The following is a 15867-nucleotide window of genomic DNA, read 5'->3' as shown; positions in this document are numbered from 1 at the left end:
GCACGCAAGCCGATGTTCCTACAAATACAGGTACACCGGCTCGTTCGCCTGTCGCGGCGAACACCACAAACACGCCTTCAATGTCACAGACGGATGGCGTGCCTACGGAAGATACCCCTGCGACAGTGGTGCCTGAGGCGAATGCTGCACAAGGATACACTGGCCGTAAATGGGAGGTGAGTAGTTCAACACCTGTGAATCTGAGTCAGGGTGCGCAAACGGGCAGCAATTACACCCAAGGACCTAGACGTAATTTGGGGACAACCCCAGATGCAGTGCCGAGTGCAGCTACAGCTCATCCTCGTGGTCCCGCGGCAGGTAATGGCAGCGGTACAACCTCAGCTGCAACGGGCAACGGTTCGTCATCGATGACGGATGTGACTGATGGTGAAGTCGGTGTTGTAGCAACGTTAGTTAATACATTAACCCCAGTGTCGACTGAGACAGCTGGTCCTGCTATTGCCGCTGAGAGTCAAAAAAGTACTGCTAAACCACAACTTGACCTAGGTAAGATCGAATCGCGCATAGTAGGTCGAGCGGGGGGACATATTCAACATAGGGTACCTAAGTTCTTAGATCGTCCAGAGGCTGGCACGTTAATGGGATCTTGGCGACCTATACCTGAGTCTTTACGAGGTAAAAAAGATTCTGCTGAATTTGAAGAGTGGCGAAAACAAGATTTAGGTCAGTATTTGAAAAGTTTGAATTCGAAGGTCCTGTTGACTCAAGGGGCTACCAGTATGCGGGGACAAAATCATTTTGCCGGTAAATTAAATAATTTAAGGGATCGGGCCGAGATTAAGTCGCAGTTAAATCCCGTTAATCGAATGAATAAATCTGATTACCAGCAAATTTCAGGGTTGGATCTAGTGTCGACTGGACGTTCATATTTACTCGGGACTGCCAGTGGAAAACTGATTGTTACCTCTCCGGTTGTTCGAAGTAATCTGGTTTTAGCGCCTTGAATCAATAGCTAACCTCCAGACTCTCCATCAATTGAAAAGATTAAATCATAAGAGTTCAGGTTTAATCTTTTTTTTTCTTTTGTAGTGAGATTTAAGGATTTAGTAAGCTTAAATTCTAAACCAGAATGAGGTATGTCTTGTATATAGAAATCAATTCATTGCATCGATTAGTTCCACAGATTGCATTTAAGAAAGAGCGTCACTCAAACGTAATAAAGAAGTCTGATCTTCTTATTTATAACGAGGCTAAGTCGTTATTATCTGCTTTAGAAGAGAGAGTCGAGCAATACCAGCAAATGCTTGAAGAGCAAGTGGTGCAACTGATCGAGGAGAAAGAGCAGGCGCTCAATCTTCACGCTAATAATTTATATAATGAGATAGAAGAAGAATTTCAGGTTAATCAAGAGCGTTGGTTTGACGAAGCCAATCAACAGCTTGTCGATATTGTTGAAGAACAGTATCAAAGTCTTAGTTTGTTGAAAGATGAATTGAAAAACCGACTCGCTGAAACCGTAAAATTGCGTTTAACAGAACTGAGTCTTAATGAGTATTTAATCGGACATCTTGTGGACTTACTCCATGCTGAAATAGACGATCAGGCAAGACATTTGTCTGTAGAGCATACCTATGTCAATGGATTCGCCGTGCTGACGATAGAGAATGACGACAAGATTATTAGCATAGAAACTCAGTCGATTGTTGAAGCACTACGGACTAGCTTGGAGACGGTATGATTAAGCGTCTTCGTCGGTTTCCTATCAAGTTTAATCCCAGCAGTGTGATTATCGCATTTGCGTTGCCAACTATTATTTTGTTCACCCTTCCCGGAGTGGTGATCGATCTGTTTATTTTAATTAGTTTTATTAGTTCAGTGTTGCTGCTGGTTATCATGCTTGAGAATGATCAACCTCTAATGGTGACATTTTTACCAACGGTCGTATTGTTACTGACGACCTTTCGCTTGTTATTGTCTATCGCAACGACCCGAAACATTATTGCGAATGAAGATGTAGGTCATGTGATTGAAACCGTGGGGGAGTTTGTGATGGGAGGGAACCTTATTTCAGGGTTACTCATCTTTATCATTATCACCATAGTGCAATTTTTAGTTGTTACCAAAGGTGGCGAAAGGGTCGCGGAAGTGGGGGCCAGATTCTCTCTGGATGCCTTACCTGGTAGACAAATGACGATTGACGGCGATTTAAAAAGCGGTCTTATTACAGGTGAGCAAGCACAAAAGTTACGCTCTGATTTAAGCACCGAAAATCGGCTGTTTGGTTCGCTTGATGGGGCAATGAAATTCGTAAAAGGTGATGCTATTGCTGGTATTTTGATCAGCTTGGTTAACCTGTTTGGTGGCATTTATGTTGGGGTTAATCAGTTTGATCTCTCGCTATCTGAAAGTGTTAGCCGATTCTCTGTACTGACGATAGGTGATGGTCTTGTCTCGCAGATCCCCAGCTTATTGTTATCTATCGCTTGCGGTGTGTATCTCACGCGTATTAAAGGGGATGAAGAATCTAGTTCATTTATGGGGCAGATGGCAAAGCAGGTTAGCCGTTTTTGGAAAAGCCTGTTAGTTATTGGAGCCTTGATTTTACTACTCGGTCTACTCAGTCCAAGTCTTTTCTATGTGTGTATGACGTTATTTATCTTATGTACGCTGTCAGCGTTCTTACTGTGGCGAGTGCAAGGCAAGCCAAAAACTGTCGTAAATACAGGCATTGCCGGCAGTGGACTATATGAATCTCTTACATTTGTGCTAAGGGAACCTCAGCATTGCACCCTGGTAGAAACTAGTCTTGTACAGATTGAAAAAGCACTTTGGGGCCAAGCCCTCGGCGCCCCTATTATCACAGTAGATGAGCAACTTACTGTTGATATAGAAGTTCATATTTCGGGTATTCGTATTTATAGCTTCTCACATGATGAGTCTGCAGAGCTAATCGAAGTACTTGGGGACGAAATTTTTGTTAGCGATGCTGCCACCCAAAATATCGCTACGATTGTGCAATATTTTTTACGGAAATGCTTAGTTGAAAAGTATAACCTTCAATACACCAGCAATATTATTGAAGGACTTGCAAGCCAAAGTGAAGTGATTAAAAACGAAATCGACTCGGCACTTGGTTTGAACCGTGTCCATGATGTGATTAAAGAAATGATCCGTGCTCGCGAGTTTTATCTCGATAGGGTGACTTTCTTTGAGGCATTAATTTATTGGTCTCGTATCGATAATGAGTCTAAAAATTGGCTCAATCGGATTCGAAATCAAGCAAGATATGAAATCACCTCACGTTTAATGAATTCTGAGGGAAAAATCTATGTTGCGCTGTTGAGTTCTGAACTAACCGAGTGCATTGAAACCTTTGTCATGGGAGAGAGTGAGGATTTAGATAGCCTAATTGAGCTTCAGTCAGCATTACGCCAGGAAGTTCTGCGAATGACCTCACTATATGGAAGTAAGCCGACTTTAGTTGTGAACGATAATGAAATTAATTCGGTTAAATCTTTCTTCCAGCAGGTGGTATCAACTATTTCAGTATGTAGCCATGGTGATATAGCTGATCCAAGTTGTGTTGTGAGTTCCGAACCACTACAAGTTTTGATCTAAATTTATGTCAAACGAATCAACTGAACCCAAAAAATATCCGCCAACGGAGAAGAAGCTTCGGGAGTTAAGAAAAAAAGGTCAGTTTCCAAAAACTGAACTAGCAGAACCGACTATGGAGTTAGTGGTATTTGCAGTGATATTTATTGGTACAGTTTATTTTATTTTTGATTCGTCAAATGATTGGTTTGAGGTAATGTTATATGCAGATATACAGACAGGCTTAGACATTATTTACACTGTGATTTCGTGGGGTATATTCATACTGCTAATGATTAAGCTCGTCATGGCAGCTATTAGTTGGGTAATGCTAAATAAGAATGTTATTAATACTGAGTCATTAGGTCTTAAAATGGAAAAGATTAGCCCAGTTACGGGGGCTAAAAATATATTTGGAATTGAGGCAATATCCCGTTCATTACGTAAGGTGCTAGAGTTAACGTTTTTGTTGTTTTTGCTTAAATATGTTTTTGATATTGGTGGCGCAGAATTGACTAGGTTGGCACAAATAAACAATGTGTCATACTTTATTTATAATCTAATGCTGTATGTGGGCTTGGTTTCCTTATTGTTTTTTGTTTATGGCGTAAGTTTAGGTTGTGTAGATTTTATGGCTGAGAGTTATCACTTTAATCATAAAAACCGTATGACGTTTACTGAAATGAAAAATGAAATGAAAGAAACGGAAGGCTCGCCAGAAATGAAGTCTGAACGCAAACGGCAAATGCGAGAAGTCATGGATGCGCCAATGACTAAAGGGCGTACACCAACTTTTGCTATTGCAAATCCTACGCATATCTTAGTGCCTATTTGCTATGACTGCATGATAGATAAAGTCCCTGTCGTGCTCAAGATTACAACTGAATCATTTGCATTGGATGAACGCCGTAGATTAGAGGCGCTTAATATTCCGATTTTGGAACATATAGGGCTTGCAAGGGCATTCTATAAAAGTATGCGTACTGGTGAAGACTATATTCCTAAAGAGTTTTACCGCCATATCGCTTTTATTCTCTTAGAATTAAATAAGCAGGAAAGTGCAAAAAATGTTTAGAAATTGGCTTTGGATAGGGGTGATAGTTGGACTCACTTCATGTGCCCAGAATGTGAAAGATGATTCAATAATATGGGATCATGAATGGAAACAAGATATTTATAATTTACTGTTTTCTGAGATTGATGATGTAGACCATCTACGTTATTGGGTAAAGAGAATACCTGAATATGTAGATGGTTCACCACATCAAACGACATGTATTGAAGTTTCTACGCCTTCTCATCCAAGTCGGCTATATATCGCTAATTTACATACCTATGCGTTAAGCGAGGTAAGCAGTTGTCAAGGTGACTATTGGCTCTATTCAAATCTTATTAATGTAGTGAAGGGTAATAAATTTTCTGGCAGTGACCGTTCAACTGTAGCTGATACCGGTCGATCTATAGCGGGTGATCGTTGGAGTTCGGACGATGGGAAATATTGGATAGTAGACGATAAATCATCATGCGCATTAGATAATATATTCGATATTTGTCGTACTCAGTCTAAACACGTACGTTTAGTATTTAATGAGCTATTTATGGTGAATGAATCAGCTCTGACACCAGATGGTAGAAATATGTTGGTTCGCATGATTGAAGATCTGCGTGGAAAGCCAATAGAAAGCATATTGGTTTATGGCATTGCTGATTCATCAGGAGCTTATGAGAGTAATCGACGTCTAGCTGATGCGCGCGCTAAAAGCGTGAAATACTTTTTACAAACTGAAGGTATGAGAAATACGCCCATTTTTTTACGCGGTAGTGTTGAAAATGGTTTACCAACTGCTGAACAGCGTATTACTCAGCGCCGCTTTATGATTGAGATGAAGTTTAATTACGATGAAAAATAAAAAATTTACCTTATTTATAATGGAATTTACTCACTTAGTGCAAGCTTCAAGCCTATCGCTAGATGAACACCAAGCATTATTGTGTCATTTTGGTGATGTAAGCTGCCGCATTGAAGATGGTGCTCGCGTTGGCCTTGCCAACACTATCTTGATTCTGGTTGAACTCGATATTGAGCATTTCCCTGCAGAGACTGCGTTAAAGATAAATGCTAATTTTTCATTAACATCGGGTGGATATATTGCTAAGTTTAAGTCGAATGATTATTTCTATGTGCGTAATATACCTTTACCAGACCATCCTCAAGGTTTATTGAAAGCGTTGAGTGATACTGTGAGTATTGCAAATACATTGAGACAAGAGTTGAACTTGCATGTGGTTAGTTGAATTCATTGATGGCCACCTGCATGGCGTAATATTACCAGTAGAACCAAAACTAGTTATTACAGGGTCAAATAAAGATATAGATGCAGAAACGCTTTATGTTCCAGAAATTTTGCCTGTAAGTACTCGTTGGGAGTTTTGCAATGATAAAAATATCATCTGTATTAGAGGATCAAGAAAAAACGACCGATTAAAAAAACTGAAATCAGGCCGTATCTATCGCTTAAGAGGCATAGCCTTTTTTGTTTATCAAGAAGGTAAACGTAAACCACAATGGTTAAGCTATCTAGCTCGAAAATATCAAGCACTCATTATGTTAACTTTGTTGCTTAATGCTGGATTGGGTCTAGGTATGTGGATGGTATATCAAGCTAACCAGTACACGCAAATTGCAGAACACTTAACTCAACTCAACGGTAGTTACGTCAAGAATGGCAAGCTTAAGGTGCCCAATAGCGCCTCCTTTTTGTTGTTGCCTGAGGCTTTGCAAGCAAATGCTGAGATTGTTGAAGCAAATAATTTGCAAATTCTCTCACAACCTGTTGTGGAATTAGTCTCAAGCGATTCGAAGCAGCCTGTTAGTTATAAGGTAATAAATAAAGTCGATCGTGATCAAATCCAGGTTGAGACCTTTGAAACTGATAATCGAGTTATGGCTGTGTTAGGCGAATATGGTTTGTCGTTTAATAAGATAAATGATACTTGGTTTGTCAATGATAACGCCAAAGCTGCAATTGTGCTAAGAGCTAATGGGCTACAGGATATTATCCCATCCGTTTCAGTTCGGAATGATAGCACTCAAGTTATTGATAATGCCAACTTTCCATATTCAATCTTTTACTCATCGACATCAAGAGGGTATATATATGACGACAAGTATCGATATTGGGTTGGTAGTAATGTACCACTTCTAGGTGTGATTCAGTCTATTTCACGTAATAAGGTCATTTTTAAAGACCGCAATCAAACACGCGTATATTTTATTCAATCATAATAGGAAAACTGAAATGCTAGATATTCAAGCTAGATCTATGGCCAGTGCTATTCCCACTCCTGAGTCCGAGGCTAAGGCGCTCGAATTGGCCTTGAGCCAGCTCCCCATAGCGACTAAAGCGGTTAAAGCATCATCTTCAAATTATTTATTTTCAGCGGGCAATCGAGACCCGTTAAGTTTGATTGATACAATTCTTTCAAAATATATTTCAGAGCAAACAAAAAGTGCTGAAGCTAAAGCTGACAATATTTCATTAAAGTCAGAGGCCATTGCTGAAATTAACCGCCTATGGGGATTAATTATGAGCGATAGATTACCGAACACTAAACCTGGTGATGATAAAAAGACGACATTAAATTCTGGAGTTGCTTCGAAATATCTGGGAGACATAAATAACATAATTCAACAAAAACTTGGTAATCCTAATGGTGTAGGAGAGATTGCTGGTACTGATTGGTCATCAAAAAGTGTTACTTATGATCAACTCCAATCCATGAATGCAACTATGACAGCATATTGTGACACCATCCAAGTCGATTTAGATACTGAGCAACAAAAGTTTAAAAATACGATGACAGAAATTACCTCAGCTCAAGAAGAGATCCGTGATGTCCGTCGCTCAATTATTTCTATTTCTCAGGGAGGCTAAATGATGCGCATCGCGATAGATGTTGTTATTGCAAATTGCACTATGACATTGGATGAACTTAATCATTTGCAAACCAGTCAAATTAAGCCAGTAAACGACTTTGTTCAATCTGAAGTATTATTAAAAAGTGGTAATGAACTGATAGCAACAGGCTCATTAATAAAAGTAGATGACCAGTTTTATGTTTCTATTGAACAAGTTAATAACATCGTGAGTTAAATTATATTTTCAAGTTAAAACCTGTAATAGTTAAATTAATATAACGATTTATCTATTGGTTAAATCTATATATTTGTGGCGCATGTATATCAGAGGATATCTTGTGCCTTTATATTTTATTTATTAGTAAGGTTTTTCTGCTAACTATATTGATTGGCATTAAGAGTTTCTATATTATGCAAGCAAGTGTTAATCAATAGTTAACTTATTTAGATATAAAGCACTATGAAAAAATTTAATCAGATTTGAGTAGATGCGAAGTTAATTAGATAGACGTGTTTATTGCAAATAATTAGGCTGATAGATTTTTTAGTAAGGTACTACCTCCTATTCTAAAGTGTAAATACTCTATTCTAATTATGTATTTCGCTTGCAGATGTCTTTGGAGAACTTATTTCTGTAGAGTTAATGCGTAGCTATTCACTCTTCATCACTATATCTGAGCTAGATTTATTGACTTGTATAATATCATTAGCCAATGCCTTGGCTATATAATGCAAGTGTGTTTTGATTTTTATGGAATATATTTACAGCTCATTTTTACATGCTTATAATATATAATGAGATATTCAAACCAAAAACAGCTGTTATAGTTATTAAAATATTTTATTTATGGTAACAATAGCTACAACGGTAAACATCGATGCAAGTAGTGAAGAAATTAAGCATACTAAGAAAAAATATACATGCTTAATAGACAAATTTTCTCGCATCATTTCCGTTTTCTCTATGAAAGATGAAATCATGCCGTGATTGTTTAAAGCTTTATTTCCTTGTTCGATACTTTTAATGTCAATTATATCTTTTTTATCGGGAATTTGAATGTCCGTGGTACTTTCATCTAAAATAAGTACATAACCTTCTTTTGAAATTGTTTTGATTTCGCAAGCTAAGTTGTCGAATTGGGTAAGGATTTTTCGCAAATTTGAAATAGCTTTTGTCAAGGATGTTTCGCTTACAAATACTTTCCCCCAAACTTTTTCTTGAATATATTCCTTATCCACAACACTATTAAAATTATCACATAGTAACTTTAAGATTACTGCCTCGCGACCACCTATCTTCACTGTATTTTCTTGTGTACTAATCTGTCTTTTAAGTACATCAAATACTAACTGATTTCCCAACACATAGTTTCTTGTCATTTTTTGCCCTCTTAAGTTCACTCGTTTGATATAAGTCTAGTGTTAAGTATGATAAATGAACCCTATTCGTTTTATGAATAAGGTATTTAATGATTTTTTCTTGGTTATTAGACTAGTTTGTTTGACTGCTTTTTGCTGTGTCATTTGCTTGCCGTGCTCATTACTGTCAAAAGCAGTCTTTAGTCTATTTATGCGGTGCAGCAATTTATTCATCGCTAGTGACTCATGTTGCTATATTGTGTTTTATAAATTAATAATTAGTCATTTTATTAAGTTTAGGAGATAACTTTGTATTGCCCTCAGCACTTGATTTCTGTGTTATTCCTTGTTCGGTCATTTCAAATATTGTTGTTGATCAAGTTTAATTTACTTCAATAGTTAAACTATGCATCAATCGAAAAACACCGCCTTGTAGTAAGTTAGTAATTTATATTTTTTTGTAATTGTTTTTTTGATATTTTCGTGATTTTCTGGATAAAAATTTTCACATTTCCCAGTTGTGTCATGATAGTTTTTGGTAAATCTGCAAGTATATCGAATTGATATTTATGATTTTAATATGTACTAAACAACAAAACAATGCGTCAAGTGCTCAATAACGGAGAGGCATACTAGCGAGACTTGCTTAAAAAAAAACTCTATTTTTTTCATGGCTATGAATTTTTTGTTCTTTTGCCCTTTAACTTGCGAAGTTGATTTTCATAACACACTGTTTTTTTGATGGTTTTCTGGTAATTATATTGTTGTATTATTTGTCAAAAACGACCTTGAGGTTGTTAAAAAATTCATTGCAGTGATTGATCTATGCCAATACACCTTCCTACAGTCAAGAGGTTTTTATCTGATAATATTTTCTGCTATAAGTCGAATGAGGTTGCAGTACACATTAGGTCTCATGGGCTAAAACTAGGAATGTCTGCGATACTAAGTCGTTGTATGCTGTAGCCAAATTTTAATAAGTCACAACGTAGTAGCAAATACCCTTATCTTAAACAAGAATTATTACTATTATTAATTGAGTGTTGTTTTGCCAATGGAGGTATTGCTTTTAAGTTCCAGTTATTACTCAGAGTGATCCTATCTACAGCTATCCTGCGTATGGAAATGTAGTAAAAAAGAAAGTCCATTATATTGAAGGAGATAGAATGAAAGCGTTGCCGAAACTAAATCAACTTAGAAATCTTAGGGCTATTATTCAACATGGAAATATTAGTGCTGCTGCACAAATGCTTCATCAGACACAGTCGACATTGACGAGAAGTATCCAGGAGCTTGAAAAGACGCTGGGTGTTACCTTGTTAGACAGAGGGATGAATAGCACTGTATTAACTAAAGCCGGCATGATGTTTGAGCCTAGAATGAATTTAATCCTGAATGAGTTAGAGAGAGCAGTTGATGAATTACGACAAATTGAGAAATTATCAGATGGGAAAATAGCTTTTGGTTGCTCTCATTTCCCTGCTACTAGTATTGTTCCTGATGTTATTAAAAAGTTCCAAGAACGCCATAATTCCACTCGGATTACTATTATTGAAGGGCAGCTTTCTGAATTACTAAGCTCTTTACGTATGGGGAAGCTAGATTTTTTTATTGGCGTTGTATCTTCCGATTTAATGCTTAATGAGTTTGTTGAAGAGAGGTTGACATCGTGTAGTTTTTCGGTCGTAGCTCGCAAAGGACATCCTCTTGCTAATAGTACTTCACTAGCTGAACTACAGGCTGCAAAAAGGTATATTCCAGCTGCAAGTCATGGATATTATAGCGATTTAGAAATAGTAATTTTTCCTAATGGAGTCAAATCTTGTGGTTCGGTAATTTTTGGTGATTCAAGTGCTATCGCTCGGAAACTTGTATTAAATGAGGACTATTTGTTTGTTGGTCCTAGACCTATGTTTTTAGCTCCACATCACAAAGACTTGATATCTATTATTCCAATTAAGGATAAGCTTCCTGAGGGCCATTATAGCTTGATTTTTCCTCGTAACAAAAAATTAACTCCAGCTGCATTGAATCTCGTTAATGAAATTCGCTTCGCATATTTTGATTTCATAAAATCGCATAGCTAATTTATTAGGGTAAATCTAAATTAAGATATTTTATAGCCCTGTGGTGACGGCTCTGCAAGAACTCACCTATTACTGTGAACACTTAGAAAAACGACGGCGGCATTTTACGACAAGCTGTCAGCACTTTTAAAAAACTGACACCAAAACTATTTTAAACCGCCAACCTTTAGGCAATGAGTTGGCGCAACTTAAATACGTTATTTATGAAAGAATTAGCTCGATTTCTACCTCTATTATGTATTTAACTACTTTTAGTAGTTCTTATTAAATTGACTTCGGGAACTATCGCTCGAACGCACATAATATTGTTTTTTTTAACATGGTGGCTAGGTTTCTTGTTGTTCTATAATAGAATTAAATTATTGCGTCTAATTAATATGGACGCAATAAAATCTTATGTAATTGATAATTTTTTAATTATCGGTTAATTTTCCAAATTTATAGATAATATAATCGCTCATTCGAGATGCTAACATTTGGTGTACCTCTTGGCTTGGATGAACTTCATCATGAAATACATGCCGATGTGCAGGATCAAAAGCTTTACTCGTGCCAAAGATATCCACATAACCGACGCTATTTGCTGTGTGAGTGTCATAACCTACCTTATCAGCTTTATCTAGTAATTCAGTAAATTGATTATCGAAATCGAAAAACTGTATATTTACTCCTTCGGCCTTATATCGCTCCGCGAGTTCTGCTATTTTTTGGCTTAGGCTAGCATTATGTTCACTGGCGAGAGCACTATTACTGGTGCGATATGTTTCGTCTTGTTTTTGGGCATAGGCTGTCTTCGTGAAGTCTGGAATCCCTGTAACTAAGATGTTTTTTATTTTTTTATTTCCCACTAATTTAGTGATTTGTTTCTCGTAACAGTGTACCACTTTTTGAGTGTCTTTCTTATCGAACGTCATATAATCGTTGCTGCCCAGAGCGAGTATGACTAAGTCATCAGATTTAAAATCATGTTTTTTAATTTGACGTTCCATGTTGGAAATAAACCAGAAGGTGGGATTTAACTTGGAATATTTAGCCGCTACAGCACCACCTTCGGCATAATTTACCAGTTCTTTATTCAAATAGGCAGGTGAAGATATAAAATCTGGCCATACGAAACCATTGGTAAAACGTCCAGCGTGATATTGTTTAGAGGAAAGCATTATTCCCAAGGTTTTTGATTTCATTCGGCCTTCTGAATCCGATAGACTATCTCCTATCACGACCAAACGTTTAATATGATTCAGTGATGCGTGATCATGAGGGGTTAATATATTAGAAAGCCTTTGTTGACGCTCTTGGTGATCATTTACTGCGACTTCAAATAAACGGTGGCTGAAGTCTGTCATCTGAGTGGGTCCATCAATCGTATCCTGTGTCGATACAGGTCCCTTCACCACACTATTATGGTGCTGATACTTTAGTCGTGAGTGTGGAGATTGGGATGATGCTAATAGAGGCCGAACATGTTTTATTGAGATTGTAGGATTGCGGTGTTGGGTGTTCGTATTGAGTGGTACGAATATTGTTCCTTGAACTATGCGAAATGGCATAGGGATATTTCCTATTGGTTATCTGTCAGTTTTATGACTATCAGACTTATTAGACAGATGTACACCATAAAAATAATGAAATACTCTGATGATTATTGAATTAGAGCTTGAGGTCTGTATCTATATGGTTTCTAGACGATCATACTGTATTGGCTTGAAAATATTTTTCTATCCAAGAGGCCTTATTACTTAAATCACTCTCCAGTGACCCCATTCCTACCTTGTTTCCTGTGCTAATTGACCCTCTGGCGGATGGGCATAGCTAGCCTTATGACTTGTTCATCACTTTTAAACCTGACTGTTGTAATCCCGCAGACTCAATTTCGGGCTGATGGACTGTTTATAACAATTTACCGATATAGCTCACCTTTACATGGTGAGTATTTTAAAGGTGAGGTAGCAGCATTAGCCATTTATAGTCACCACCTATGCATTGTATTTACTAATTTTTATTTTTTCAAACGTGTTTTCTGTGGCTAATGTTTAAGTCTATCAATCCTGCTTAGTGAAGGAGGAATGATAATATTTATTCATGTTTATTCACGTTAGTTCCCTTAAATAGTTTTTGATAATTAAAAGTGATGAAATATTATATTTTTTCATTAAGGAAATATACTGATATCGAATATGCTCATTTTTTAACTCAGTGGAAAACTTGACATGCGCATGAATATATTTAGTAAAGCTAACTCTTATGACTTATTGACGCCGAATTTAAAAAATAGCGATAATTCGTCACCGATTCAATTGGTTTCTGTTCGTCCGTTGACTGAACAAGAGAAGAAAAAATTAACAAAAAATAAAACTTATTCTAACTTTATTAAAAATAACAAATCAATCAAGTCTGCAACCGTACTGACTAAAATTAAATCTTTATTTGATAATAGCTCTGGTAAGAACAAAATGTTAAGTAAGCGAGGCTTAACTATTGAAGTTAAAAAAGGTTCAACCGAAGAAGCAAGTGCTCAATGGAAAAATGACCCGCGACGAAATCACTTCAAGTCTGCAGACTTATCGTTACACAGCCTACAATCAGACAAGCAAACTGTTCTTAAAGGTCAATTGTCACCCTTAATCGGCAAGGGGATTATTGATTGTCATAAAAAATACGAACACTTACCATTCCCTATAACTCATATTCAAAATGATAAGAATGGCCAGTATATTTCTTCAGATACTCTAGAAAGTAAAGCTGGATTAATATATTACACTGGCGATCACATTGTACCAGAGGAATTAATTCCTGGAAGCCCAATTGGGCAGTATTTTCATCAAGCAACATTTGATAACAACCTGCATATACTCGCTGTGGATAATGGTAATAAAGGTACTATTGGTATCTCATTCGATTTAAATCAAGTCAAAGAGGGCCAGCCTATTTTAATTCATGCTGGGAGTTTATCGGGATGCTCTGTTGTGTTTGCTACTAAGTCTAGTAAGTTGTTTGCTTTCCATGCTGGTCAATATAATAATGAAAATAACGATTGGATTACAGGAGAGAAAGGTGCGGAGTCGATTGCACAAAGTGCTGAATTTTTAGCTAGTGACACATCTAATACTTTACCATGTACTAATAACCAAGAGTTAGTAAGTTATTTATCTAGCCATTTCGACCAATCTGCTTTTATTTATTGTGGTCACGGTGAGTCAGTCATGAACCAATCCAATGTAAACTGCTTTGATTATGACATGGGACCAAAACGAGATGAAGCCCGCGTAGGAAATGCCATGGCTTTAGTTAGTAAAAATAAAGGTAAAATCAGTGTGAATGTATTAGGAGATGATCTTAGTATAGATAGCGGTAGCTTTGAAACACGATCATTGCAACATTCGATGTTCGCATTATTTGCTGACAAAGAGTTTTCTCGTTAATTGGCTAATTTTTCTCTATTATATTAACTAATTAAGCAGCTAATCAGTTGGAAAAAACTATTAGCTGCTTAAATTTTTATTAAGAAAATTGTTAATTATTTAAAAAGTCATTTATTAGGTTAAATTATAATTAGTGGTCGTTGGTTTTTTCTTTGAACTATAAAGTTTCTGAAAGCTTACGGCTAAATTGCGTGGCTATACGTATCTACAGTTTACGCTACACTCGGCGCTTCCCATCTGTCCCATGCTTTTTAATTTTCCACTCGCCTTCGCCATCGATTTTCAAGTCCGTCGAGTGGATAGCAAAGTGTTCAATGGGGCTTCTTGTCTTGGTTTTGAAGGCGATATTTACGCTTTTTGCTCGCTTGATGATATAGGTGTAATGAGAGCAAGATAGTTGGATGTCGCCTAGTTTAAGCACTGAATTGATAAGGCCTTGCAGGGCTCGCAACGGCATAGAGAAAACATGTTTAACCATCCGGTGGTAATAAGCTAAGGTCACTAAACAAGCGGGGACGCCTTTATTGCAATGCTCAGTTTTCGTTTTCCACATTGCGATAGCCTCTTCATCAATCCAGAAGGTAAGCAAACCACGGTTTATCAAGGCTTGGTTATAGCGTTTCCAGTGAGTGGTTTTGTCGTGAGGTTTTGGCACGATTGATAGTGAAGAAAGTGGATTATGCTGATCAGATCAGCAGACAGTGTTTTAGTTCAATCGATTTAGGAAACAAAGCTCTTTTATAGCCCAAGCTGACCAGCAATAACCGCCAGCTTAATGATGGGCAATACAGCTATTGTATTTATTGGATTGATATTGATATTGATAGAAAACAGTAATGTATCAGTCGATCGAAGCTGAAATGGTTACTAAATTGGCATCAGTGAAAGAGGTGATTTAAAAGCCATTATGCACAGAGATGATTTAGTGAGTTAACTTTAGCGTCCAGTCTGAGTATCATCAGTCTAATATATTATCCCGCATCAATTGTGGTCGTTTAATCCAACGATTGAGTAATGAGTATGAAAGCGCATTTGATCACCCGTCAGGGGTGGCAAACTTTAGATAAAGAATTGAAGTATTTGTGGAAAGAATATCGGCCGCAAATCACCCTTAAAGTCCAAGAAGCGGCGGCGCAGGGCGACCGTAGTGAGAACGCGGACTACACCTACAACAAGCGTTTGTTAAGACAAATTGATGGCCGAGTCAGATACTTAGTTAAGCGGTTAGAAGAATTAAAAATCGTCGATTACTCGCCGCAGCAGGAAGGCAAAATATTCTTTGGCGCTTGGTTTGAGCTTGAAAATGAAGCCGGTGATCGCGTGCGTTATCGGATCGTCGGTAAAGATGAGCTCGATACAAAATTAGGCTATATCACCATCGACTCGCCCATGGCGCGTGCCTTAATCGGCAAGCAAGTGGATGATGAGGTGCTAGTGCAAACGCCCTCGGGTCCAAAAGAGTGGTATATCAATCAGATCCGTTATACCCCTTTTGAAACTACTCTCGCCAGCGAGGCGAATTAAC

Annotated in this window: 13 protein-coding genes and 4 pseudogenes; 13 read left to right on the top strand and 4 right to left on the bottom strand. The window is 37.5% G+C overall.

Features of this window, described 5'->3' with window-relative positions; all coding sequences use genetic code 11:
• The 9 genes and pseudogenes from L5L91_RS18425 to L5L91_RS18385 form a co-directional block, all read left to right on the top strand.
• Nucleotides 1-965: pseudogene (locus tag L5L91_RS18425) on the top strand (hypothetical protein); the annotation flags it as partial.
• 137 nt (nt 966-1102) lie between these two features.
• The gene (locus L5L91_RS18420) at nt 1103-1699 is read left to right on the top strand and encodes a hypothetical protein (RefSeq protein ID WP_173248264.1); all 597 of its coding nucleotides are present in this window, start codon (nt 1103-1105) and stop codon (nt 1697-1699) included.
• Nucleotides 1696-3579 carry an FHIPEP family type III secretion protein gene (locus L5L91_RS18415; RefSeq protein ID WP_263237395.1) on the top strand — a complete coding sequence of 628 codons (1884 nt, stop codon included), beginning with the start codon at nt 1696-1698 and terminating at the stop codon, nt 3577-3579. Before L5L91_RS18420 ends, L5L91_RS18415 begins: the two co-directional genes overlap by 4 nt.
• Nucleotides 3580-3583: 4 nt before the next feature.
• A complete protein-coding gene (locus L5L91_RS18410; protein ID WP_263237393.1) occupies nt 3584-4630 on the top strand; it encodes an EscU/YscU/HrcU family type III secretion system export apparatus switch protein in 1047 nt (348 codons plus the stop codon).
• The gene (locus tag L5L91_RS18405; protein ID WP_263237397.1) at nt 4623-5465 is read left to right on the top strand and encodes an OmpA family protein; all 843 of its coding nucleotides are present in this window, start codon (nt 4623-4625) and stop codon (nt 5463-5465) included. The genes L5L91_RS18410 and L5L91_RS18405 overlap by 8 nt, the downstream gene beginning before the upstream one ends.
• On the top strand, nt 5455-5850 hold the full coding sequence (locus L5L91_RS18400; protein WP_263237391.1) for a hypothetical protein: 396 nt from the start codon (nt 5455-5457) through the stop codon (nt 5848-5850). The genes L5L91_RS18405 and L5L91_RS18400 overlap by 11 nt, the downstream gene beginning before the upstream one ends.
• A complete protein-coding gene (locus L5L91_RS18395; RefSeq protein WP_263237390.1) occupies nt 5837-6841 on the top strand; it encodes a hypothetical protein in 1005 nt (334 codons plus the stop codon). Before L5L91_RS18400 ends, L5L91_RS18395 begins: the two co-directional genes overlap by 14 nt.
• 13 nt (nt 6842-6854) lie before the next feature.
• Nucleotides 6855-7490 (top strand): hypothetical protein, encoded by a 636-nt coding sequence (locus L5L91_RS18390; RefSeq protein WP_263237389.1) that lies wholly within the window; start codon nt 6855-6857, stop codon nt 7488-7490.
• Nucleotides 7491-7709 carry a FliM/FliN family flagellar motor switch protein gene (locus L5L91_RS18385; RefSeq protein WP_263237388.1) on the top strand — a complete coding sequence of 73 codons (219 nt, stop codon included), beginning with the start codon at nt 7491-7493 and terminating at the stop codon, nt 7707-7709.
• 596 nt (nt 7710-8305) lie between these two features.
• Here the strand turns inward: L5L91_RS18385 and L5L91_RS18380 are convergent.
• Entirely contained in the window at nt 8306-8854 is a 549-nt protein-coding gene (locus tag L5L91_RS18380; RefSeq protein WP_263162451.1) for a transcriptional regulator, read from the bottom strand.
• 1145 nt (nt 8855-9999) lie between these two features.
• Between L5L91_RS18380 and L5L91_RS18375 the strand changes: the two genes are divergently transcribed.
• Together L5L91_RS18375 and L5L91_RS18370 are read left to right on the top strand one after the other, a co-directional pair.
• A complete protein-coding gene (locus L5L91_RS18375; protein ID WP_263237386.1) occupies nt 10000-10920 on the top strand; it encodes a LysR substrate-binding domain-containing protein in 921 nt (306 codons plus the stop codon).
• 22 nt (nt 10921-10942) lie between these two features.
• Nucleotides 10943-11050, top strand: a pseudogene (locus L5L91_RS18370) (transposase); the annotation flags it as partial.
• 283 nt (nt 11051-11333) lie between these two features.
• Here L5L91_RS18370 and L5L91_RS18365 read toward each other — a convergent pair.
• Together L5L91_RS18365 and L5L91_RS22750 are read right to left on the bottom strand one after the other, a co-directional pair.
• The gene (locus L5L91_RS18365; RefSeq protein WP_263162446.1) at nt 11334-12266 is read right to left on the bottom strand and encodes an SGNH/GDSL hydrolase family protein; all 933 of its coding nucleotides are present in this window, start codon (nt 12264-12266) and stop codon (nt 11334-11336) included.
• A 437-nt stretch (nt 12267-12703) separates the two neighbouring features.
• A pseudogene (locus L5L91_RS22750) lies at nt 12704-12815 on the bottom strand (IS5/IS1182 family transposase); the annotation flags it as partial.
• A gap of 315 nt (nt 12816-13130) precedes the next feature.
• Here L5L91_RS22750 and L5L91_RS18360 point away from each other — a divergent pair.
• The gene (locus tag L5L91_RS18360) at nt 13131-14342 is read left to right on the top strand and encodes a cytotoxic necrotizing factor Rho-activating domain-containing protein (protein WP_263237385.1); all 1212 of its coding nucleotides are present in this window, start codon (nt 13131-13133) and stop codon (nt 14340-14342) included.
• Between the two features lie 220 nt (nt 14343-14562).
• Here L5L91_RS18360 and L5L91_RS18355 read toward each other — a convergent pair.
• A pseudogene (locus tag L5L91_RS18355) lies at nt 14563-14997 on the bottom strand (transposase); the annotation flags it as partial.
• Between the two features lie 365 nt (nt 14998-15362).
• Between L5L91_RS18355 and greB the strand changes: the two are divergent.
• The gene (gene greB, locus L5L91_RS18350) at nt 15363-15866 is read left to right on the top strand and encodes a transcription elongation factor GreB (RefSeq protein ID WP_105250662.1); all 504 of its coding nucleotides are present in this window, start codon (nt 15363-15365) and stop codon (nt 15864-15866) included.
• The last annotated feature ends 1 nt before the right edge of the window (nt 15867 follow it).

It is taken from the genome of Shewanella sp. SM55 (assembly GCF_025654025.1).
In the GTDB taxonomy this organism is placed as follows: Bacteria; Pseudomonadota; Gammaproteobacteria; order Enterobacterales; family Shewanellaceae; genus Shewanella; species Shewanella oncorhynchi.
Note: the sequence above shows the minus strand (reverse complement) of the source record. Positions and strands in the feature narration are given on the sequence as shown.

Excerpts from the sequence above, each read along its gene's own strand:
- L5L91_RS18415 (WP_263237395.1), top strand. The coding sequence starts at position 1,696 with ATGATTAAGCGTCTTCGTCGGTTTCCTATCAAGTTTAATCCCAGCAGT.
- L5L91_RS18410 (WP_263237393.1), top strand. The coding sequence starts at position 3,584 with ATGTCAAACGAATCAACTGAACCCAAAAAATATCCGCCAACGGAGAAG.
- L5L91_RS18405 (WP_263237397.1), top strand. The coding sequence starts at position 4,623 with ATGTTTAGAAATTGGCTTTGGATAGGGGTGATAGTTGGACTCACTTCA.
- L5L91_RS18400 (WP_263237391.1), top strand. The coding sequence starts at position 5,455 with ATGAAAAATAAAAAATTTACCTTATTTATAATGGAATTTACTCACTTA.
- L5L91_RS18395 (WP_263237390.1), top strand. The coding sequence starts at position 5,837 with ATGTGGTTAGTTGAATTCATTGATGGCCACCTGCATGGCGTAATATTA.
- L5L91_RS18390 (WP_263237389.1), top strand. The coding sequence starts at position 6,855 with ATGCTAGATATTCAAGCTAGATCTATGGCCAGTGCTATTCCCACTCCT.
- L5L91_RS18385 (WP_263237388.1), top strand. The coding sequence starts at position 7,491 with ATGATGCGCATCGCGATAGATGTTGTTATTGCAAATTGCACTATGACA.
- L5L91_RS18380 (WP_263162451.1), bottom strand. The coding sequence starts at position 8,854 with ATGACAAGAAACTATGTGTTGGGAAATCAGTTAGTATTTGATGTACTT.
- L5L91_RS18375 (WP_263237386.1), top strand. The coding sequence starts at position 10,000 with ATGAAAGCGTTGCCGAAACTAAATCAACTTAGAAATCTTAGGGCTATT.
- L5L91_RS18365 (WP_263162446.1), bottom strand. The coding sequence starts at position 12,266 with ATGACAGACTTCAGCCACCGTTTATTTGAAGTCGCAGTAAATGATCAC.
- L5L91_RS18360 (WP_263237385.1), top strand. The coding sequence starts at position 13,131 with ATGCGCATGAATATATTTAGTAAAGCTAACTCTTATGACTTATTGACG.
- greB (WP_105250662.1), top strand. The coding sequence starts at position 15,363 with ATGAAAGCGCATTTGATCACCCGTCAGGGGTGGCAAACTTTAGATAAA.